The 18,496-nt window shown below is 67.5% G+C and carries 17 protein-coding genes; 5 read left to right on the forward strand and 12 right to left on the reverse strand.

Annotation, left to right across the window (positions count from 1 at the left end):
* Nucleotides 1-4: 4 nt before the first annotated feature.
* Both B5D37_RS00425 and B5D37_RS00430 read right to left on the reverse strand, forming a co-directional pair.
* Nucleotides 5-1,264 (reverse strand): App1 family protein phosphatidate phosphatase, encoded by a 1,260-nt coding sequence (locus B5D37_RS00425; RefSeq protein ID WP_078756755.1) that lies wholly within the window; start codon nucleotides 1,262-1,264, stop codon nucleotides 5-7.
* The gene (locus B5D37_RS00430) at nucleotides 1,251-2,978 is read right to left on the reverse strand and encodes an ABC1 kinase family protein (protein WP_078756756.1); all 1,728 of its coding nucleotides are present in this window, start codon (nucleotides 2,976-2,978) and stop codon (nucleotides 1,251-1,253) included. The genes B5D37_RS00425 and B5D37_RS00430 overlap by 14 nt, the downstream gene beginning before the upstream one ends.
* 81 nt (nucleotides 2,979-3,059) lie before the next feature.
* Between B5D37_RS00430 and B5D37_RS00435 the strand changes: the two genes are divergently transcribed.
* The 3 genes from B5D37_RS00435 to B5D37_RS00445 all read left to right on the forward strand — a co-directional run bounded on the left by B5D37_RS00435 (nucleotide 3,060) and on the right by B5D37_RS00445 (nucleotide 6,184).
* On the forward strand, nucleotides 3,060-3,620 hold the full coding sequence (locus B5D37_RS00435) for a DUF488 domain-containing protein (RefSeq protein WP_078756757.1): 561 nt from the start codon (nucleotides 3,060-3,062) through the stop codon (nucleotides 3,618-3,620).
* A gap of 201 nt (nucleotides 3,621-3,821) precedes the next feature.
* Nucleotides 3,822-5,297 carry a SulP family inorganic anion transporter gene (locus B5D37_RS00440; protein WP_078756758.1) on the forward strand — a complete coding sequence of 492 codons (1,476 nt, stop codon included), beginning with the start codon at nucleotides 3,822-3,824 and terminating at the stop codon, nucleotides 5,295-5,297.
* An 11-nt stretch (nucleotides 5,298-5,308) separates the two neighbouring features.
* Nucleotides 5,309-6,184 (forward strand): universal stress protein, encoded by an 876-nt coding sequence (locus B5D37_RS00445; RefSeq protein ID WP_078756759.1) that lies wholly within the window; start codon nucleotides 5,309-5,311, stop codon nucleotides 6,182-6,184.
* Nucleotides 6,185-6,187: 3 nt separating this feature from the next.
* Here the strand turns inward: B5D37_RS00445 and B5D37_RS00450 are convergent, their stop codons facing one another.
* The 3 genes from B5D37_RS00450 to B5D37_RS00460 all read right to left on the reverse strand — a co-directional run bounded on the left by B5D37_RS00450 (nucleotide 6,188) and on the right by B5D37_RS00460 (nucleotide 9,606).
* A complete protein-coding gene (locus tag B5D37_RS00450) occupies nucleotides 6,188-6,934 on the reverse strand; it encodes a BON domain-containing protein (protein ID WP_078756760.1) in 747 nt (248 codons plus the stop codon).
* A 72-nt stretch (nucleotides 6,935-7,006) separates the two neighbouring features.
* The gene (locus tag B5D37_RS00455) at nucleotides 7,007-8,893 is read right to left on the reverse strand and encodes an ABC transporter ATP-binding protein (RefSeq protein ID WP_078756761.1); all 1,887 of its coding nucleotides are present in this window, start codon (nucleotides 8,891-8,893) and stop codon (nucleotides 7,007-7,009) included.
* A gap of 101 nt (nucleotides 8,894-8,994) precedes the next feature.
* The gene (locus tag B5D37_RS00460) at nucleotides 8,995-9,606 is read right to left on the reverse strand and encodes a DUF4142 domain-containing protein (RefSeq protein ID WP_159447312.1); all 612 of its coding nucleotides are present in this window, start codon (nucleotides 9,604-9,606) and stop codon (nucleotides 8,995-8,997) included.
* A gap of 205 nt (nucleotides 9,607-9,811) precedes the next feature.
* Between B5D37_RS00460 and B5D37_RS00465 the strand changes: the two genes are divergently transcribed.
* Together B5D37_RS00465 and B5D37_RS00470 are read left to right on the forward strand one after the other, a co-directional pair.
* A complete protein-coding gene (locus B5D37_RS00465) occupies nucleotides 9,812-10,051 on the forward strand; it encodes a heavy-metal-associated domain-containing protein (protein ID WP_159447313.1) in 240 nt (79 codons plus the stop codon).
* Nucleotides 10,052-10,099: 48 nt separating this feature from the next.
* The gene (locus B5D37_RS00470) at nucleotides 10,100-11,659 is read left to right on the forward strand and encodes a fumarate hydratase (protein ID WP_078756764.1); all 1,560 of its coding nucleotides are present in this window, start codon (nucleotides 10,100-10,102) and stop codon (nucleotides 11,657-11,659) included.
* 248 nt (nucleotides 11,660-11,907) lie between these two features.
* Here B5D37_RS00470 and B5D37_RS00475 read toward each other — a convergent pair whose 3' ends face one another.
* The 7 genes from B5D37_RS00475 to B5D37_RS00505 all read right to left on the reverse strand — a co-directional run bounded on the left by B5D37_RS00475 (nucleotide 11,908) and on the right by B5D37_RS00505 (nucleotide 18,446).
* A complete protein-coding gene (locus B5D37_RS00475) occupies nucleotides 11,908-12,864 on the reverse strand; it encodes a patatin-like phospholipase family protein (protein ID WP_078756765.1) in 957 nt (318 codons plus the stop codon).
* Between the two features lie 71 nt (nucleotides 12,865-12,935).
* On the reverse strand, nucleotides 12,936-14,063 hold the full coding sequence (locus B5D37_RS00480; RefSeq protein ID WP_078756766.1) for a phospholipase A: 1,128 nt from the start codon (nucleotides 14,061-14,063) through the stop codon (nucleotides 12,936-12,938).
* A 59-nt stretch (nucleotides 14,064-14,122) separates the two neighbouring features.
* Nucleotides 14,123-15,439: a mechanosensitive ion channel family protein gene (locus B5D37_RS00485; protein WP_159447314.1), complete on the reverse strand. Its 1,317-nt coding sequence runs from the start codon at nucleotides 15,437-15,439 to the stop codon at nucleotides 14,123-14,125.
* Complete coding sequence (locus B5D37_RS00490; protein WP_078757410.1) at nucleotides 15,436-16,701, reverse strand: phospholipase D-like domain-containing protein; 1,266 nt, start codon at nucleotides 16,699-16,701, stop codon at nucleotides 15,436-15,438. Before B5D37_RS00490 ends, B5D37_RS00485 begins: the two co-directional genes overlap by 4 nt.
* 123 nt (nucleotides 16,702-16,824) lie before the next feature.
* Nucleotides 16,825-17,310, reverse strand: coding sequence for a DUF456 domain-containing protein (locus tag B5D37_RS00495; RefSeq protein WP_078756768.1), 486 nt, complete (start codon nucleotides 17,308-17,310; stop codon nucleotides 16,825-16,827).
* A gap of 99 nt (nucleotides 17,311-17,409) precedes the next feature.
* Entirely contained in the window at nucleotides 17,410-17,886 is a 477-nt protein-coding gene (locus B5D37_RS00500) for a glycine zipper 2TM domain-containing protein (protein WP_078757411.1), read from the reverse strand.
* A 107-nt stretch (nucleotides 17,887-17,993) separates the two neighbouring features.
* On the reverse strand, nucleotides 17,994-18,446 hold the full coding sequence (locus B5D37_RS00505) for a cytochrome c (protein ID WP_078756769.1): 453 nt from the start codon (nucleotides 18,444-18,446) through the stop codon (nucleotides 17,994-17,996).
* Nucleotides 18,447-18,496: the final 50 nt, after the last annotated feature.

An 18,496-nucleotide genomic window follows, 5' to 3' on the forward strand; every position in this document is an offset into this window, starting at 1 on the left:
GATTTTAGCCGATCGGCGTGCCCCCGTCGGGCGTGCTCCCTTCCAGTGGACTCCGGGCGGGCGGAGCATCCAGCGCCTCTTCCGCGGCGGCCTCGCCCAGGGTCGGGCGGGAGCGGTCGCGGCGCACGTCTTCGGCCACGGCTGCGACCGCATCGGGTGCGATCAGCCCCAGGCCGGCGGCGTGCTCCGCGATCGCCAGGCTGTCCCGGCTGCGCAGCATCGGAACGCCGGTGCCGGCGACACGCTCGATGTGTGCGTCCACCCGGCTGTCCAGGGCGGACGCCGAACCCGGGTCCACGTCCCGGATGTAGATCGCGACGATGCGGTCCCCGAACTCCCGCGCCGCGTCAGAATAGAGCTCGGCGTCGGCCTGCCCCGAGTCGCCCACCAGCACCCAGCGAAGCCCGGGAAAGCGTTTTATCAGGGTGCGGGCGCGTTCGAGCTTGTGGCCGTGCCCCGGTGTCTTGATGAACTTGCCAGCATCGGTGCCGATGTCGCGCAGGAAAATCGGTCCGCAGGGGATCGCATTGAGTTCCATGAAGTCGTCCAGCAGGTCGTAGAGGTTCCACGGCGAGGACGAGACATAGAAAATGGGGTGGGTGCCGCTCACGTCCGCGCCCGCTTGCAGCGCCTGGTAGAGGCGGGCGACCCCGTCCAGTGCCTTCCGGGTGCGCGCGTTGTGCAGGAAGGTCAGTTGCGCGGCCATCTTCCAGTCGGTGATGGAGCTGTGGAGGATGGTGTCGTCGATGTCGGAGATGACACCGAACCCGGCCCCGCTGCGCACCTGCATCACCGGCTGCGGGGTCGCCAGCGTTCCGTCGGCGAGGCTGGCCAGCGCGTTGTCCCAGAGCTCGGCCGGCGGTGTACCGGGCGCAGCAGGAACGGCGGCGGTGTAGTAGCCCTCGTGGTCGCTGAGGGTCTCCACCTCCACGCCGCGGAACCGCACCTTCAGTGGCTGGGCCGGAACCTCGCGGCTGTGGAACCGACGGTAGGTGTCCAGCAGGTTGTCCCACCAGCCGGCGTCGTCGCCGGGGCCGCCCAGGGGATCGTCCGCCAGCACCCGGCCGAACAGCTCCGCCCCGCGCTCGTCGGCATATCCACGATAGGCGGCGAGATGGCGCGGACGGCCACGGCCCAGCCGCTTGTTGAGTCGCAGCCACGCAGCGTCCAGCTGATCGTCCGCATCGATGACGGCATGTTCCAGCCGCCGGCGAAGCGAAGCCGGCCAGGACGCCTTGCCGGCCGCGGCTTCAGCGTGGCCCACGCTCTTCCCTGGGCTTTGCACGGCGATCCCCGACCAACGCGCTGATGACGATCGCGAGGCCGAGGATGGCGCCAACGAGGAACAGCACCATCGCCAGCGCCGGGTATCCGAGGAACTGGGGGCCGTCGCCCACCCGCATCATCAGCGCCGATGCCAGGATCAGCGATGCGGTCACGATGCCTGCCGCGACGCGGTTGGCGATCTTCTGCAGCGCTTCCAGCAGGTAGGAGTCCTCCAGGCCGCGGATGCGAACCTGCATCCGGTTGTCCGCCAGCAGCGAGAGCACGTCCGTCACCTTGCGCGGCGCCTCGCGCATCAGCGCCTGCAGCTCCATCATCTCCCCGGCGAGGTTGGCCGGCGAGAGCGAGCCCCGCCACCGCGCCCGCATCACGCTCTCCAGGTGGCGTTCCACCACGCCCTTGACGTCCAGGTCCGGGTCGAGCGCGCGGCAGACAGTTTCGAGGTTCAGCAGTGTCTTGCCGAGCAGGCTCAGCTCCGGCGGCGTGCGCAGCCCGCAGGCGGTGGCGATGCGGGTGAGGTCGAGCACGAGCCGGCCTTCCGACATCGTCTGTTCGCCGTGGCGGGTGCCGCTATGCGCGGCGTAGCGCGAAACCAGCTGCCCGACCTCGCGGGTGTAGGACTCTTCGTTGAAGTCCTCCAGCCGCGTGCCCATCGCAATGCCCTCGTTCGCGACTTCTTCCCCGCGGCCGTCGACGGCGGCGAACAGCAGCTTCATCAGCCGGTCGCGCTGCTTGGGCGGCACGTGGGCGACCATGCCCAGGTCGAAGATCGCCAGCCGCTTGTCCCGTGTCAGCAGCAGGTTGCCGGGATGCGGATCGGCGTGGATCTCGCCATGGACGAACGCCTGGTCGAGGTAGCCGCGCATCAGGGCACTGGCGAGATCCCCCAATGGCTGCTCGGTCCTCGAGACGCCGCTGATGTCGGTGACCTTGGTGCCCTTGATCAGGTCCATGGTCAGCACCCGGGAGCGGGTCAGGTCCCAGACCGGCCGCGGTACCACCAGCTCCGGATACTGGGCGAAGTGCTGGGCGAATCGCTCGAGGTTCTCCGCCTCGGTGCGATAGTCCAGTTCGGCCAGCAGGGTCTTGCGGAACTCGTGGACCCAGTCGGCGAAGCGCATCCGGCGGCCGATGTCGGTGACGTGGTCCACCTTGCCGGCAATGGAGGAAAGCGCGTCGAGGTCCGAACGGATCTGGTCCAGCGCATGCGGACGCTGGACCTTGACGGCCACCTCCCGGCCGCCATGCAGCGTCGCGCGGTGGACCTGCGCCAGGGACGCGCAGCCGAGCGGCTCCTCGTCGAAACTCTCGAACACCTTGTTGATCCGCACGCCGAGTGAATCCTCGATCACCTTTCGCACCGCATCGAAGGAAATCGGGGCGACGTCGTCCTGCATGCGCTCCAGCGCCGCCAGATATTCCGGGGGCACCATGTCGGGCCGCGTCGAGAGGTTCTGGCCGATCTTGACGAAGGTGGGGCCAAGTGCCTCCAGGTCGCGAACGAACTGTTCGGGCTTGTGGTCCTCGTCCGGCAAGGCCTCGTCGTTCGCGATGGCCTGGTCGAGTTCCAGCCCGCTGAAGACGCCGGCGTTCCGGTACTTGAGCAGGAACCTTGCGATTCTCGCGGTACGGCCGAGGCCGCCTTCGTGCGTCTCCGCCGCGGGGGTCGAATCGGTCTGGGAGGCTTGCGTCATGTTGGTCTCCGTGGGATCCACCGCAGCGTAGCCGGGCGCGCGTCAACGTCGCTTCACTTGCGGGTCGGCACCATGTGCGCAATGGCCACGACGGACACGACGGACACGCTTTGGACGATCGGGCACTCCACCCGGGAGTGGGACGTGTTCCTGGGGATGCTGCACCAGGCGGGCATACGCCACCTGGTGGATGTACGCCGCTTTGCCGGATCGCGGCGTAACCCGCAGTTCTCGGGTGAAACGATGGCGCGGCGGTTGCCCGGGGCGGGCGTCGAGTACGTCGCGATGCCGGAGCTGGGCGGGCGCCGCAAGCCGCGCGCCGATACCCCCAACACGGCCTGGCGCAACGAGAGCTTTCGCGGCTACGCCGACCACATGGCCTCGGACGAGTATCGCGGGGCAAGGGCGCGACTGGCCGCGCTGGCCGGGCAGGCGCCCACAGCGGTGATGTGCGCCGAGGCGCTGTGGTGGCAGTGCCACCGCGGCCTGATATCGGACGATTTCAAGGCCGATGGCTGGACGGTGGTGCACCTGATGTCTCCGGACCGGCGCGAGGAACACCCCTACACGTCCGCCGCGCGTATCGTCGACGGGGCGCTGGACTACTCGCTCCCCGAGCCACCGCAGGGCAGCCTGTTCTGACTGCTGCTGTACAATCGCGCCCCTTCACCGGGCGCGTCCGCCGCGCCGTCTCCGGATTCCCCGTGACCACGCCACCCTAGCTTCGAAATCCGACACGGTCGCCCCGGCTCCATTGCGCATGCCGGTGACCCATCGTGCGTCAGGTTTCCACGCAACAGGGCATCCGGCCGGTCCGGGTGCGGGAGTATTTCCTTGATCGACATGCATCAGCTGCGCCAGGACTGGCTCGGCAACATCCGTGGCGACGTCCTTTCCGGACTCGTCGTTGCGCTCGCACTCATCCCCGAGGCGATCGCGTTTTCCATCATTGCCGGGGTCGACCCCAAGGTCGGCCTGTACGCTTCGTTCTGCATCGCCGTGGTGATCGCTTTCACCGGCGGGCGTCCCGGCATGATCTCCGCCGCCACCGGCGCGATGGCGCTGGTCATGGTCGACCTGGTCGCCGACCACGGTCTGCAGTACCTGCTGGTGGCGACCCTGCTGACCGGTGTGCTGCAGATCATCGCCGGCGTGCTGAAGCTGCCGGTGCTGATGCGCTTCGTCTCGCGCTCGGTGATCACCGGCTTCGTCAACGCACTGGCGATCCTGATCTTCATGGCGCAGTTGCCGCAGCTGATCGGGGTGCCGTGGGCGGTGTATCCGATGGTGGCGGCGGGCCTGGTCGTCATCTACCTGCTGCCGCGACTGACGCGTGCGGTGCCGTCGCCGCTCGTCGCGATCGTGGTGCTGACCGTGATCGCGTTGCTGATGAAGCTGCAGATCCCGACAGTGGGCGACATGGGTGAACTGCCGGACTCGCTGCCGGTGTTCCTGCTGCCGCAGGTACCGCTCACGCTTGAGACGCTGTGGATCGTACTGCCGGTGTCGGTGACTCTGGCCATCGTCGGCCTGCTGGAGTCGATGCTCACCGCGCAGATCGTGGACGACCTCACCGACACGCCCAGCGACAAGAACCGCGAAGCGCGGGGGCAGGGCATTGCCAACATCGCTTCGGGCCTGGTCGGCGGCATGGCGGGCTGCGCGATGATCGGCCAGTCCGTGATCAACGTGAAGTCCGGCGGGCGGGGCAGGCTGTCGGCCCTGGTGGCCGGTGTCTTCCTGTTGCTACTGGTGGTGTTCGCCGGTCCATGGGTGGCCCGGATACCGATGGCCGCGCTGGTGGCGGTGATGATCATGGTCTCCATCGGCACCTTCAGCTGGTCCTCGATCCGCGACCTGCGCCACCACCCGGCCAGCTCGAGCGTGGTGATGGTGGCGACCGTCGCCGTCACCGTCGCCACCCACGACCTCGCAAAGGGTGTGTTGACGGGCGTGCTGTTGTCGGCGCTGTTCTTCGCGCGGAAGGTCGGGCAGGTGCTGCACGTGGGATCGGTTGCCGCCGAGGAGGGAAGGGCGCGGTACTACACCGTCACCGGGCAGGTGTTCTTCGCCTCGGCGCAGGCCTTCGCCAGTCACTTCGACTTCAAGGAAGCGGTGGAGCGCGTGCACATCGACGTGACCCATGCCCACTTCTGGGACCTGAGTGCCGTGGGTGCGCTCGACAAGGTGGTGCTGAAGTTCCGGCGCGAAGGCACCGAGGTCGACGTGGTGGGTCTCAACGAAGCCAGCGCCACGCTGGTCAGCCGCCTGGGCGTGCACGACAAGCCCGATGCCGAACGCCTGATGGGCGATCACTGAGGAGAGAGCCGATGAACACCCCGCATCCGTACATCAAGACCGACGGCCGCGTGCTGGCGGCCATCGACGAGTCCGCCTATACCGACAGCGTCTGCAGCCATGCCGCGTGGGCGGCCCAGCGCCTCGGGGCGCCACTGGAGTTCGTGCACGTCCTCGGGCGGCAGGAGCAGCCGCCGCGGATCGACCTCAGCGGCAACCTCGGCCTGGGAGAGCGTGAGCAACTGCTCGAGGAGCTGAGCGATCTGGACGAGCGACGGGGAAAGCTCGCCCAGGAGCGCGGGCGCCTGCTGCTGCAGCATGCCCGTGGACGGGCGACCGAGGCCGGCGTCGCCGATGCGGACACCCGCATGCGCCATGGCGCGCTGGTCGACAACCTCGTCGAAGTGGAATCCGACGTTCGGCTGTTCGTCATCGGCAAGCGCGGAGACCATGCCGACTTCGCCAAGGGCCACCTGGGCAGCCAGCTTGAGCGGGTGGTGCGGGGGGTACACCGGCCGCTGCTGGTCGCATCACGCCAGTTCAGGCCGATCCGGCGCGTGCTGGTCGCCTTCGACGGCAGCGCAACCACCCGCAAGTGTGTCGAGATGGTCGCGGCGAGCCCGTTGTGCAAAGGGCTGGACATCCACGTGGTGATGGCCGGCGACCGGCAGGCGCCGGGTGACCTGGAGTGGGCCACCGGCGTGCTGGCGTCTGCGGGCTTTGATCCGACAGTCCGCTTCGTCCAAGGAGAACCCGAGGAGGTCATCAGCGGCTACGTGGCCAGTGAGTCGGTCGATCTGCTGGTCATGGGCGCCTATGGCCACTCGCGGATCCGGCAGTTGATCGTCGGCAGCACGACCACGGCCATGCTCCGCAACTGCCGGATCCCGGTACTGCTGTTGCGCTGAGCCTCAGTCGCTCCCGTCCCGGCGATTGGCATTGTGCCGCTCCGGGGCAGCCGATTCGGTGCCGGCGCGGCCATTGCGGATCGCCTCCTGCGACAGCGGGTCGTCGATGCGGGCGGAACTGGAGAAGCCGCTCCCGGCCTGGTTCTCGCCGCTCCTGACGGCCTGCCCGACGGGGCCGAAGGAGGACGTGCCCTTGTCGACCTTGATGTGGTTCTCGATGTCGCGCACGCCGCGTACTTCGTCGGCCAGGTCTTCGGCGAGGTGCTTCATCCGCCGCTGGGGCACCTCGCCGGTCAGCTTCACGACGGCGTTCTCGACGTTCAGCAGGATCTCGCTGGCATCAAGCTCGTCATGGTCGGTCATGCGGTCGATCAGCTCCTCGGCGATGCTCTGGTCCGAGCGGGTGTAGTTGCGGGGCCCACGTCCGCGATGGGTGCCGCGGCTGGTGTGCGCTGCCTGCTGCCGGCCGTCCTGCTGGCCCGGAATGCCGCCGCGCCCGTGCCCGCTTTGTGCGTGGCGGCCCTGGTCTTCGCCGTAGCCGCCCTGGCCCGGCTGGTAATCGTCGTCGGTCTGGCGCGCATCGCGAAAGCCGTCGTACCCGCCCTGGCCACGGTAGCCATAGGAGTACTGCTCGGCGCCGCGGGATTCCGGGCCCCATTCGCGATTGGTCACCGACGGCATGTCGCGGTACGCGCGCCGGTTGTCGTCCTGGTGCTCCTGATTCGAACCCTTCCGGTTGCCACGTGCCATGGTCTTCTCCGCAGGCGGGAGGTCACACGCTACGGCCGGCGGCGTTAGCGCGATGCCAAGATCGCCGATGCGCTAGCGGTACCCGGCCGCCTGGAGTTCGAACAGTTCAGCGTAGCGCCCACCCGCACGCATCAGCTCGTCGTGGGTGCCGCTGGCCTCAAGTGTTCCATTGGCGAGCACCAGGATGCGGTCGGCCATGCGGACGCTCGAGAAGCGGTGCGATATGAGGACCGCCGTGCGCTGCTCCGACAATTCCTTGAAGCGCTGGAACACTTCGAACTCACTGCGCGCATCCAGTGCGGCGGTGGGCTCGTCGAGGATCATCACCTGGGCGTCGCGCATGTACGCCCGCGCTATGGCGATCTTCTGCCATTGCCCTCCGGACAGGTCCACGCCGGTCTTGAAGCGCCTCCCGATCAACTGGTCGTAGCCCATCGGCAGCGAATCGATGGTCTGGTCCGCCATTGCCCTGCGGGCGGCTTCCCGGATCCGGACCTCGTCGTGCATCGAGTCGATCTGGCCGACGCCGATGTTCTCACCGGCGGTGAGGTGGTAGCGCACGAAATCCTGGAAGATCACCCCGATGTTGCGGCGCAGGTCGTCCAGGTCGTACTCGCGCAGGTCGCGCCCGTCGAGCAGGATCCGGCCTTCGTCCGGGTCGTAGAGGCGGGCGAGCAGCTTGACCAGCGTGGTCTTGCCGGCACCGTTCTCGCCCACCAGCGCCAGCACCTCGCCCGCCCGCAGTTCGAAGTCCAATCCCCGCAACGCCCACTGTTCGGCCTCCGGATATCGGAAGCCGACGTTTTCGAAAGTGAATCCGCGGGTGATCGGCTTCGGTACCGCCACCGCATTCGCCGGCGAGGTGATCTCCGGCTCGATCGCAAAGAACGAGAACAGGTCCTCCAGGTAGAGCGCCTGCCCGGCCACCTGCGAAAAGCCGACCAGCAGGCCTTCCAGCAACTGGCGCAGGCGACGGAAACTGGCGGCCAGGAAGGTGAGGTCGCCGATGGTGAAATCGCCGCGCACCGTGCGCCAGGCAATGTAGGCGTAGGCGACGTAGTAGCCGAACGTGCCCAGTGCAGCGAGGAGCGAGCCCCAGAGCGCGCGGCGCCGGGCCAGGGCGCGGTTGGCGCGGAAGAAGCCATCGGCCAGCTCCCGGTAGCGCGCGACCAGGTACTTGTGGAGGTTGAATATCTTCACCTCCTTGGCGGTCTCCACGCTTGCGCCCATCTGCCGGACGTATTCGAGCTGGCGCCGCTCGGGTGTCCAGGCGAAGTTGAGTGAGTAACCCAGCGCGTTGAAGTGCGACTCACCGATGAAGGCGGGGATCAGCGCCACGGCGAGCAGCAGGATGAGCCAGGGGGCGTACACCAGCAGGCCGATCGCGAAGCTGACCACCGTGATGAAGTCCTGGACCTGCCCGAACAGCTGGCTCATCAGGTTCATCCGGCCCATGGTCTGGCGCCGGGCGCGGTCGAGCTTGTCCTGCAGGTCCGGGTCTTCGAAATCCTCGAGGTCCAGCGTGGCCGCGTGTTCCATCAGGCGCACGCTGGTGGCGTTGGTGAACAGCTCCGAGAGCAGCGAATCGCCATAGCTGACCAGCCGGCCCAGCAGATCGGAGGCGATCGCAAGGGCGAACTCCAGCGCGAGCAGCCACATGAGGTGGTCCAGCAGCCCGCTTTCCCAGGCCGCCCCGAGGGTGTCGAACCCGGTCCCGACTTCGACCAGCCGCACCGCTTCGTCGATGATCAGCTTGCCGATGTAGAGCGTCACCACCGGCATCAGGGCGCGGATGATGCGAAGGCCCAGGGAGGTCAGGGTCAGCGCCGGGCTGGTCGCCCAGATCTGCTTGAGGAAGGGACGCAGGTTGCGCAGCGCGTTGAAGCGCTCCCGGAATCCCGGGCGGGGCGAAGCGGCCGACCCGGCAGGTGGCGTCTGGGAATGTGAATGAGGGGGCATCGGCCGATTCTGCCCGTGCCCGGGCTGCGGCAGGTGAAATTACCCACTTGCAGAAGCCCCGCCGCTACCGACGGGGCTTCCGGGTACCGTTGTTGCCTGTGTCAGGAGTCGCCCTGGAGCCCCTGCGCCGTTTCGAGGTGACGGGCGATGGCCTCGCGGGTGGTGTTCAGATGCTGCTGCACCTCGCTGTCCGTTGCAGCGGGGATCAGCCGGTTGTCCAGCATGCCCAGCGCTTCCTGGTGGCCCTGGACCATCGCCTCCAGCCATGCACGCTGGTACTCGTCGCCTTCCATCTCAGCGAGGCGCTCCCGCTCCTGTTCGTGTTTCTCGCGCATCTGGTCGACATCCATCGCCGGATCGGTTGCCAACCCATCGGTACTGGCGATGGTGCCCGCGGTGTCCGTGCCGTCCATGGCCATGCCATCGCCGCCCGCGGCGTTGTCGAGCAACTGTCGGGTCTGTTCGAGGTTCCGGGTGTGGTCGGTGTGCAGGGTGTTGGCGTAGTCCAGCACGTCCTGGTCGACGTCCTTTTCCCGGGCCTGTTCCGCCGCTGCGATTTCGTGCTCGTCCACGGCCACCACCATCTCCAGGGCGCGCCGCTGGTCGAGGGTGCCGGCGTCGGCGGTCATGTCGGCCGGCTCCTGTCCCGGGGTCATCTCCGCACGGGCCATGGGGGCGGCAGGGGAGTCGTATGCCGCTGCGTCGTCGGTCACGTCGTTCCGGCCTAATGGCCTCCACCTCGCGCCGGGGTGAAGGAAGCGGAACGATTTCGCAACGTTGGCGCGGCTGCCGTTGCTGGATGGGCGGGAAGGCGCACGGTCGGCTCGGATGATCTGGATCAAGGTGCCACCGGCACGCCGGGGCGATGCTTTCCCTCGCCGGCAAACCGCCGCCATCAATCAACCGAGGTCACCCCCGATGCTGTTCGAAGTCGAGAACATCAGCTGCGAGAAGTGCAGCGACAAGATCCAGTCCGCCATCCTGGCCACCGATCCCACCGCCGCGGTCACCGTGCGCGTACCGCAGAAGCAGGTGCAGGTGGAAGGCCTGTTGTCTGCCGAGCAGGCGCTGTCCGCGCTGGCCGCGGCCGGCTACGACGCCAGTGAGGCGCCGCCCCACAGCGGCGAGGGAAGCGACTGCTGCGGTGGGTGCTCCTGACGCCGGCCGGTAGAATACGCGGCTCCTCCACCCGGTGATCCGCAAGCAATGTCCGCCAGCACCCCCGCCAGCTTCGATGCCCCCCGCGTTCCCGTGTCCATCCGGCAGGAGGACTTCATCCAGTCCGTGGCGGACGCATTGCAGTACATCTCGTACTACCACCCGGTCGACTACATCCGGAACCTCGCTGCCGCCTACGAGCGTGAGCAGAGTCCGGCCGCCCGGGACGCCATTGCCCAGATCCTGATCAACTCGCGCATGTGCGCCGAGGGGCATCGGCCGATCTGCCAGGACACCGGCATCGTCACGGTCTTCCTGGAGATCGGCATGGACGTGCGCTGGGACGACGCCACCATGGGCGTGGAGGACATGGTCCACGAGGGCGTGCGCCGCGCGTACGCCCATCCGGACAACAAACTGCGCGCCAGCGTGCTGGCCGATCCCGCCGGCAAGCGGGTCAATACCCGCGACAACACCCCGGGCGTGGTGAATGTGAAGGTGGTGCCGGGCAACCGGGTCGACGTGGTCGTCGCCGCGAAGGGGGGCGGTTCGGAGGCGAAGTCGAAGTTCGCGATGCTCAACCCGTCGGACTCGATCGTCGACTGGGTGTTGAAGACGGTGCCGACCATGGGCGCCGGCTGGTGCCCCCCGGGCATGCTCGGCATCGGTATTGGCGGCACCGCCGAAAAGGCGATGTTGCTGGCCAAGGAATCGTTGATGGAGCCCATCGACATCACCGACCTGCAGGCCCGCGGCCCTGCCAACCGCATCGAGGAGCTGCGGCTGGAGCTCTACGAGAAGGTCAACGCGCTGGGGATCGGTGCGCAGGGCCTGGGCGGACTGACCACGGTGCTGGACATCAAGATCAAGGACTACCCGACCCATGCGGCCAACCTGCCGGTGGCGCTGATCCCGAACTGCGCGGCGACCCGGCACGCGCATTTCGTGCTCGACGGCAGCGGTCCGGTGCAGCTGGACCCGCCTTCGCTGGAGGACTGGCCCAAGCTCACCCACGACACCAGCAAGGGCCGCCGCGTCGACCTGGACAACGTGACCCGCGAAGAGGTTGCGAGCTGGAAGCCGGGCGAGACCCTGCTGCTCAACGGCAAGCTGCTGACCGGCCGCGACGCCGCCCACAAGCGCATCGTCGGCATGCTGGACCGGGGCGAGCCGTTGCCGGTGGATTTCCGCGGGCGCTTCATCTATTACGTCGGGCCGGTGGATCCGGTTCGCGACGAAGTCGTCGGCCCGGCCGGTCCGACCACCGCCACCCGCATGGACAAGTTCACCGAGCAGGTGCTGGAGCAGACCGGCCTGATGGGCATGGTCGGCAAGGCCGAACGCGGCCCGGCCGCCATCGATGCGATCCGCCGCCACAAGTCGGTCTACCTGATGGCAGTCGGTGGTTCCGCCTATCTGGTGTCCAAGGCCATCAAGGCCTCGCGCGTGGTCGGTTTCGAGGATCTGGGCATGGAGGCGATCTACGAGTTCACCGTGCAGGACATGCCCGTGACTGTCGCCGTGGACAGCAGCGGCGAGTCGGTCCACGAGACCGGGCCGCGCGAATGGCAGGCGCGGATCGGCAAGATACCGGTGGTGGTGGCCTGAGGTCGGCCGCCGCGCCAGGCGCCCCGGCCGACCTTGGGGGGGGCGGGACTTCGGCCGACGGCGGGAGGAGCGGGACTCCGCCGACGTTGGGAGGGTCAGGGCGCCGGCGATCTGGTGGGACTCCTCTGTAGGAGCGGCTTCAGCCGCGAACGGGAGACGGTCGAGCGATCCATGGATCCGATCGCGGCTGAAGCCGCTCCTACAACAGCTCGCGCGGGCGATGGATCCGATCGCGGCTGAAGCCGCTCCTACAGGCGGGTGACCAGCGCTTCCAGTTTGCGACGGGTGCTGTCCCGTTCTAGGTAGTCCCGGGCCATCGCATCCAGGGCGGCCACGTTGGTCGCGCTGGTGTCGTCCAGGTCGTCCAGGCCAACCAGCAATTCCGCCTGCATCCGGAAATAGCCTTCGCCCACCAGGTGGCGGGTGATGTAGTCGACGGAATCGGTGTTGCCATCGAACAGCACGTCGATGATCGGGATCGCCCACTCCACGGCGCCCCATTCGCGTGCGCTCTGCAGGGGGATCGGGCGGTTGCGCTCACCCGTGCCGACCGAGAGAACCACCAGGTCTCCACACTGGATGACCTCGCGGTCGTGGCGCAGCGCTTCCGCAATCGCGCAGGCGGTAGGGTTGTTGGCCACGATGCCGCCATCAATCAACGAGCGCGGCAGGCCGTCGACGTCCATCGGGTGGGCGGGGAAGTAGGTCGGCGCAGCAGTGGAGGCGCGGCAGACTTCACGGATCGGCAGGTCCCTGTGGCTGGCCTTGAAGCTCTTGAAGATCAGCGGCTTGCGGCTGATCGTGTCGTAACTGGTGATCAGGGTCGGCAGCTGGAGCTGCCCCAGCGTCGCGTCCCCGAATACATCGCGCAGCACCCGCTCCAGCCCCCTCCCGTCGTATTTGGGGGCCGAGGGGCCCGCTGAGAGGAAGCGCGACGCCCGTGACCACAGCCGGCTGGCCATGCCGGGAAAAATCTCCGCGCTCCTTGCCCGGTACAGCTCCGCCAGTGCATCGGGCGCCAGCCCCAGGCCCAGCCCGCAGGCGACCAGGGCGCCGGTCGAACTGCCCGCCATCAGGTCGAAGTTCGCGAGCAGCCCCGGCTTTCCTGCCTGCGCCAGCGCGTCTTCCACGCCCCCGAGCCATGTGCAGCTGACCAGGCCACGGATGCCGCCGCCGTCGATCGAGAGGATGCGTCTGGCTTCCATGGCTTCGTCCTCCTTTTGCGCCTGTCGTGCAACCTTCGCCCACGCCGGCCAGAAGCGTCAGCGGTGCAACGTCAGAACCATTCCAGCAGCGAAATGCCAAGTCCGATGTGCGTGGCCCGGTGGTCGTAGTCGAGCAGGCTTTCGCCGTATCCGTCGAAGACCTGCACGTGGCCCCGCAGCGTGCGGTTGATGGGGAAACCCCAGTCGAACTGCAAAGCGCCCCTGGAGTCATCACCACCGCGCAGGGAGTGGCGCGCCATCAGCGCGAATTCGTGGCCGTCGCGGGTGTGTATCAGGGTCAGGTCGCCACGCCCGATGTAGTTCTCGATGCCCGGGTTCTCGTCTTCGTCGCCATCCGACAGGCGCCACCATGGGCGCAGGGTCAGTGCCCAGTTCTCCCGGTCCAGGCCGATGTTTGCGACCACCCGGTTCCAGCTGCGCGACAATGGATCCGCCCGGCCGTTGGACTGGTGGTTGATCCCGATGCCGGCCATCCGCCCGCGCCATCCACCCAGGCTGTAGCCGGTACGGAAGACCAGCATCACCTCGGGCTCGTAGTTGGTTTCGCGGAATGGCCGGGAGGCCTCGGTGTTGTAGACCTGCCAGCGCGAGCTCTGGGTGTAACCCATCCAGACGTCGCCGTTGTCGCCGATGAGGTTCTCGAGCGCCTTGGTCTTGAAGCTGATCTGGAACTTGGCTTCCAGCGCATCGACGGGCTGCGATGCAACCGGCTCGCCCTCGGGATCGGACGAGCGCGGCGTGGGGTTGGTGTTGTTGTTCCAGAACGCCGGGAGCAGGTACACGGGCTTGTAGGCGCGGAAGTTGAACACGCCCAACTTCGAGTCCTTGGCCAGCTCCCAGCGGCTGTCCAGCAAGCCGCCGCGCCCCGCATTGGCGATGCGGTCGCGACCGGATTCCGCACCTTCGTCCCGGAACAGGTCGCTGAATGCAAGGCGGGCGCGCTCCCGCCGTGGCAGCGGTGCCCGTTCCTCGTCGTCCTGGCTGTCGCGCGCCTGGCGCGAAGCACGTGCATCGAGTGCCTCCGCATCGGCGAGCTCCGGGTCCGGAGGTGGCCGGCGGAAGGCCGAGTCGTAGCAGGCGAGCCGCTCGACGTCGGCGCCGATCGCGGCGCAGGCGCCGGGGTTCGGTATTTCGTCCTGGGCGATGGCGGGCCCCGACAGGCATGCACCCATCAGCATTGCCAATCGCAGGGCAGGCGGGGACGCGGGGGCAGGGCGGTGCGCTTCGGGGTATCCCTTCACTGTGCAGGTCCGATCAGGTCTTCCTTGGAATGCTCGCGTCTTTCGGCCTGGACCTGGTCGTCGATGTCGTGGACCACGGATGTGTCCACTTCGCCATCGTCGGCAGGGGTGGGCCGCGACGGAGCGGCGGTTTCTTCGCCGGACAAAGATGCCACGTAATGGAGCTGGCGTGGGCCGATGATGCCATGTGCGGAGAATGCTTCCCGAACCTGGTGGATCGCTTCGCTGCGGACCTTGCCGATGTCGTTCTCGCGCTGGTCCACCCAGCCGAAGAAGCGCACCCGGACCGTGGTGCCGTCGTCGTCCTCCGCAGTCCAGGACGGCGGGGGGTCCGCCAGCACGCCGGGCGTCGCCGAAAGTGCCGCCATGCCGACCTGGCGCGCAGCCTTGATCGAAATGCTCCCATCGATCGCGATGGAGAAGTCGAACCGGCGCCCCGGGTTGCGCGTGTAGTTGAGGACCACCGATTTGAACACCAGTGCATTGGGCAGGCTGAGGCGATTGCCGTCGAGGGTCACCAGGATCGTGGAGCGGGCGGTGAGGGACGCGACCTTGCCTTCGTACTGTTCGATGCGCAGCAGTTCGCCGGGGTTGAACGGCCTGCGCAGGCTCAGCAGGATCCCCGCGACGTAGTTCTCCGCGATGTCCTTGAACGCGAAACCCGCGACCAGGCCGATGACCCCGGCCGACCCCAGCACCGCCCCGGCCATCGCGGTGGCGCCCAGCAGGTCCAGCGCCATGACCAGCCCGGCCAACATGGTCAGCCACTGCACCAGCCGCTGGACGAGCCCGGCGGTATACGGGTTGCTCGAGCGCCAGTGGCGCGCGCCGGCGCGCCTGCCAAGGGTGCGGCCGAGCCACCACGCGAGCAGTACAACCGCGAGTGCCGCCAGCAGGAGCGGCAGGCTTCCCAGGAGCTGGACCGCCCGCTCAGCCAGTTCGTCCATGGCCACCTGGAACCGGACGGAGAGGCTGGTGTCCATCACGACGCCGTTGTCCACGGCGGTGACGCCGGGTTGCTGGCCGGCGATCTCCCCGGCAAGGGTGCGGTCACTGGCTTCAACCACCTTTCCTTCCAGCCGGGCGACGCCGGCCTGCACCGCGACCTGCACGTCATCCATTCCATCCAGCCGGCCGAGACGGGTTTCGATCCGCTGCTGTGCTGCCAGGTCATCGCTGGGCCCCGCCGTGGCAGCCGCCGGGGCCGGTGCCGGTGCCGGTGCCGGTGCCGATGGCACCGCAGCGGCCGGGCCGGCGAGCAACCCGCAGAGCACCACGAAGGCGCCAAAGCGGGAGCGAAGCCTGGCCGTCACAACTGCGATTTGATCGGCAGGAGCACCCGTTCCGCCAACTTCTGGGTCCACGGGCGGTTCCTCCATTCTTCCAGCGTATAGGGCCGGGCGGACTTCAGGTCCTGCTCGAATACCTCGGCCATCTCGGCAGCGAATTCGCGGTCGTAGACGTTCATGCTGGCTTCGTCGTTGAGGCGGAAGGACCGGATGTCGAAGTTGGTGGAACCGACCGACACCATCTCCCGGTCGATCACCAGCAGTTTGGTGTGGATCATCGTGGGTTGGTACTCGTAGATCTCCACCCCAGCGCGTAGTAGCGGCCCCCAGCTGCCCTTGGAGGACATGCGCACCGCATCGGAATCGATGTGCTTGCCCGGTACCAGGATGCGAATTTGCACACCCCGGTCGCGTGCCGCCATGAGGGCATCCATGATCAGAGGGTCGGGGACGAAGTAGGCGGCCGTCAGGTTGATGGAGTGCTCCGCCGCGGCGATCGCCATCAGGTACATCAGGTGCATGCTCTCGCTCCCACCGGCGGGGGACGCGATGAAAAGGTGGGCGGGCATGCCGTCGCCGGGCTCCGGCTCAGGGAAGTACTTCGGCCCGTTGAGGACCTCGCCGGTTGCCTTGATCCAGTTGTCGTTGAAGGCGGCCTGCATCTGCGCCACCACAGGTCCCTGGACGCGGAAGTGCATGTCGCGCCAGTGATCGGGATCTTCCGCGTCCCCTTGCCAGATGTCGGCGATGCCGACGCCACCCGTGAACCCGACCAACCCGTCCACCACCAGCAGCTTGCGGTGGGTACGGTTGTTCATGCGGCTCACGTTGTACCACTTCAACGGCCGGTACCTCACGACCTGCACGCCCGCATCTTCCATGCGGTCAAGCAGCTCCTGGTCCATCTTCAAGCTGCCGACCCAGTCGATCGTGACGTGCACCGGGATGCCGGCCCGGGCGCGTTCGGCCAGCGCGTCGGTGAAGGTCTCGCCGATCTCGCCGGACCAGTAGATGTAGGTTTCAAAGGTGATCGAGACCTTCGCGCCCTTGATCGCCTCCAGCATCGCCGGGAAGATCTCCTGGCCGTTGTTGAGTGCTTCGACCTTGTTTCCGGGCAGCACCGAAGGTCCGAGCATGACCGACATCTCGCGCAGGAACTGCGAGTCGGAAATGGCGTAGTGATGCTCGATCTTGCGCTGGAGTTCCTTCTCCGGCGTGACGAAGTTGATCGCCACGACCACCACGATGATGGTCAACAGCACGGTTGCCGCGATCGTCCAACTCATGCGCTTCTGGCTCCAGTAGGGCATCGGGTCCCCTCTCCCATTCAGGATCGTTACTCTGGCTTCCGCGCGACCAAAGGCGCGTGAAGGCCGTTTTCCCGCAGTGCTTCGGGCCCGGTGTCGTTGTCAGAAGAACCAGGCGAAAGCGAACAGCCCCAGCATCGCGAATGCCAAACCGATCTTGAGTACCGTCCCGAAGAAGATGCCCATCCAGGTGCCGAAGCCGACACGGGTGGCGCGCCCCACGTGGCGCCCGTGCAGCAGCTCGCCGGCGAGCGCCCCGATGAAGGGGCCAGCAAGCAACCCGATGAAGCCGAAGAAGATGCCCACGAACGTGCCGATGACCGCGCCGACCAAGGCGAGGCGGCTTGCGCCGACACGCTTGGCACCCATCGCCGTGGCCAGGAAGTCCACGGCTATCGAGAGCAGCGTGAGTATGCCGAGCAGTACCAGCATGCCGACCCCCACCTCCTCGAAACCGCCCGCCCAGGCAGCCAGCACCATCCCCGCGAACACCAGCGGCAGGCCTGGAAGGGCCGGGAGGATGGTGCCTGCGACGCCGGCAAGGATGAGGATGCCAGCGATGACGTAGTAGACGATCTGCATATCCACGGGTAGGGGTCCGGCTCGAGGTTCAGGGAAAGATAGTGCACGGGCACGAAAACGGCCCGCCGAAGCGGGCCGTTCTGCCATCCGATCGCGCTGGGTGTATTACTGCGCCCAGGCGCGGCCGTTGTACACGCGGACGCGCGAGCCCTCGCGGACTCCACCCAGGTCCTCCTGGGTGACCACGGTGGTGCGGCCATCGTTCATGCGCACATGGACGTTGTAGCGGGCGTCGGTGACGTTCTTCTGGATGGCATTGCCGGCCAGGGCGCCTGCGACTGCACCGGCTGCCGTGGCCGTATTGCGTCGGCCGGAGCTTTCGTCATCGGCGAGCTCGCGGCCTGCGGCGGCGCCCACGAGGCCGCCGAGTACGGCTCCGGTAGCACGGGGAGCGCTGCTGCCGCCGACCTGCTCGATGCGCAATACGGTGCCGCAGTCGTAGCAGTTGGACGGGGCGCTGCCATAGCTGGGGGTAGGGCTGGTGCTGCCATAGCCGGAACCATAGCCGGAGGTGGCACAGCCGGTGACGGCGAGCATCGCGGCCGCGGCCACGCCAAGCAGACGGGTATTCTGGATGTTCATGCGGATCTCCTGCATGGGGGAAGCGCGGTGGCGGTCGCCACGCCGCACCAACCTATTGCCGACCCCGTGAACAGCCGATCAACCCTGCAGGCATGGCAGGCGGCGGTTCAGCCGCGGAAGTCCTGGTGGCAGCCCTTGCAGCTCTCGCCCAGGTCCTGCACTACCACGCCCAACGCTTCGCAGTCGGCGGGTGGACGCGAAAGCGCCGCATCCAGGGTGCGGCGGAACTGGCTGGCGTGCGTGGCGAACCGCTCGTCATCGGCAAGTCCCGGGAATGCCGGTTCAAGGTCGTTGCCGGTGGCGCGCAGGGTCTGGAGGTGGGGCACGCTGTCGGCTGCGCTGCAGCGGTTGCGCTCCACGCTGCCGCGGAGCTGGGCGAGGTGCCACTGCTGCACCTGCATGACGCTGCCGGGGAAGTGGTCGCGTCGCGCGTCCAGCGCCCGCATGGCCATCACCGTCGCCACCACGCCAACCAGCAGGCCGACCAGGAGAAGCAACATGTACTTCGCCCCGTTGCCGTGCCGGGACGAGTCGGGACTTCCGGGCTTCGGATCACTCATGACGTCACCTCCGTGATGGATCGCGGGAAGATAGCACGCAGCCGGGGAAT

It is taken from the genome of Lysobacter spongiicola DSM 21749 (assembly GCF_900167055.1).
Lineage (GTDB): Bacteria > Pseudomonadota > Gammaproteobacteria > Xanthomonadales > Xanthomonadaceae > Novilysobacter > Novilysobacter spongiicola.

What these genes read in the sequence shown, in the direction of transcription:
- B5D37_RS00480 (WP_078756766.1), bottom strand. Translation starts at nt 14,063, where the DNA reads ATGCTGATGGGTGCATGCCTGTCGGGGCCCGCCATCGCCCAGGACGAA.
- B5D37_RS00455 (WP_078756761.1), bottom strand. Translation starts at nt 8,893, where the DNA reads ATGCCCCCTCATTCACATTCCCAGACGCCACCTGCCGGGTCGGCCGCT.
- B5D37_RS00500 (WP_078757411.1), bottom strand. Translation starts at nt 17,886, where the DNA reads ATGAACATCCAGAATACCCGTCTGCTTGGCGTGGCCGCGGCCGCGATG.
- B5D37_RS00490 (WP_078757410.1), bottom strand. Translation starts at nt 16,701, where the DNA reads ATGAGTTGGACGATCGCGGCAACCGTGCTGTTGACCATCATCGTGGTG.
- B5D37_RS00435 (WP_078756757.1), top strand. Translation starts at nt 3,060, where the DNA reads ATGGCCACGACGGACACGACGGACACGCTTTGGACGATCGGGCACTCC.
- B5D37_RS00470 (WP_078756764.1), top strand. Translation starts at nt 10,100, where the DNA reads ATGTCCGCCAGCACCCCCGCCAGCTTCGATGCCCCCCGCGTTCCCGTG.
- B5D37_RS00475 (WP_078756765.1), bottom strand. Translation starts at nt 12,864, where the DNA reads ATGGAAGCCAGACGCATCCTCTCGATCGACGGCGGCGGCATCCGTGGC.
- B5D37_RS00445 (WP_078756759.1), top strand. Translation starts at nt 5,309, where the DNA reads ATGAACACCCCGCATCCGTACATCAAGACCGACGGCCGCGTGCTGGCG.
- B5D37_RS00450 (WP_078756760.1), bottom strand. Translation starts at nt 6,934, where the DNA reads ATGGCACGTGGCAACCGGAAGGGTTCGAATCAGGAGCACCAGGACGAC.
- B5D37_RS00440 (WP_078756758.1), top strand. Translation starts at nt 3,822, where the DNA reads ATGCATCAGCTGCGCCAGGACTGGCTCGGCAACATCCGTGGCGACGTC.
- B5D37_RS00465 (WP_159447313.1), top strand. Translation starts at nt 9,812, where the DNA reads ATGCTGTTCGAAGTCGAGAACATCAGCTGCGAGAAGTGCAGCGACAAG.
- B5D37_RS00505 (WP_078756769.1), bottom strand. Translation starts at nt 18,446, where the DNA reads ATGAGTGATCCGAAGCCCGGAAGTCCCGACTCGTCCCGGCACGGCAAC.
- B5D37_RS00430 (WP_078756756.1), bottom strand. Translation starts at nt 2,978, where the DNA reads ATGACGCAAGCCTCCCAGACCGATTCGACCCCCGCGGCGGAGACGCAC.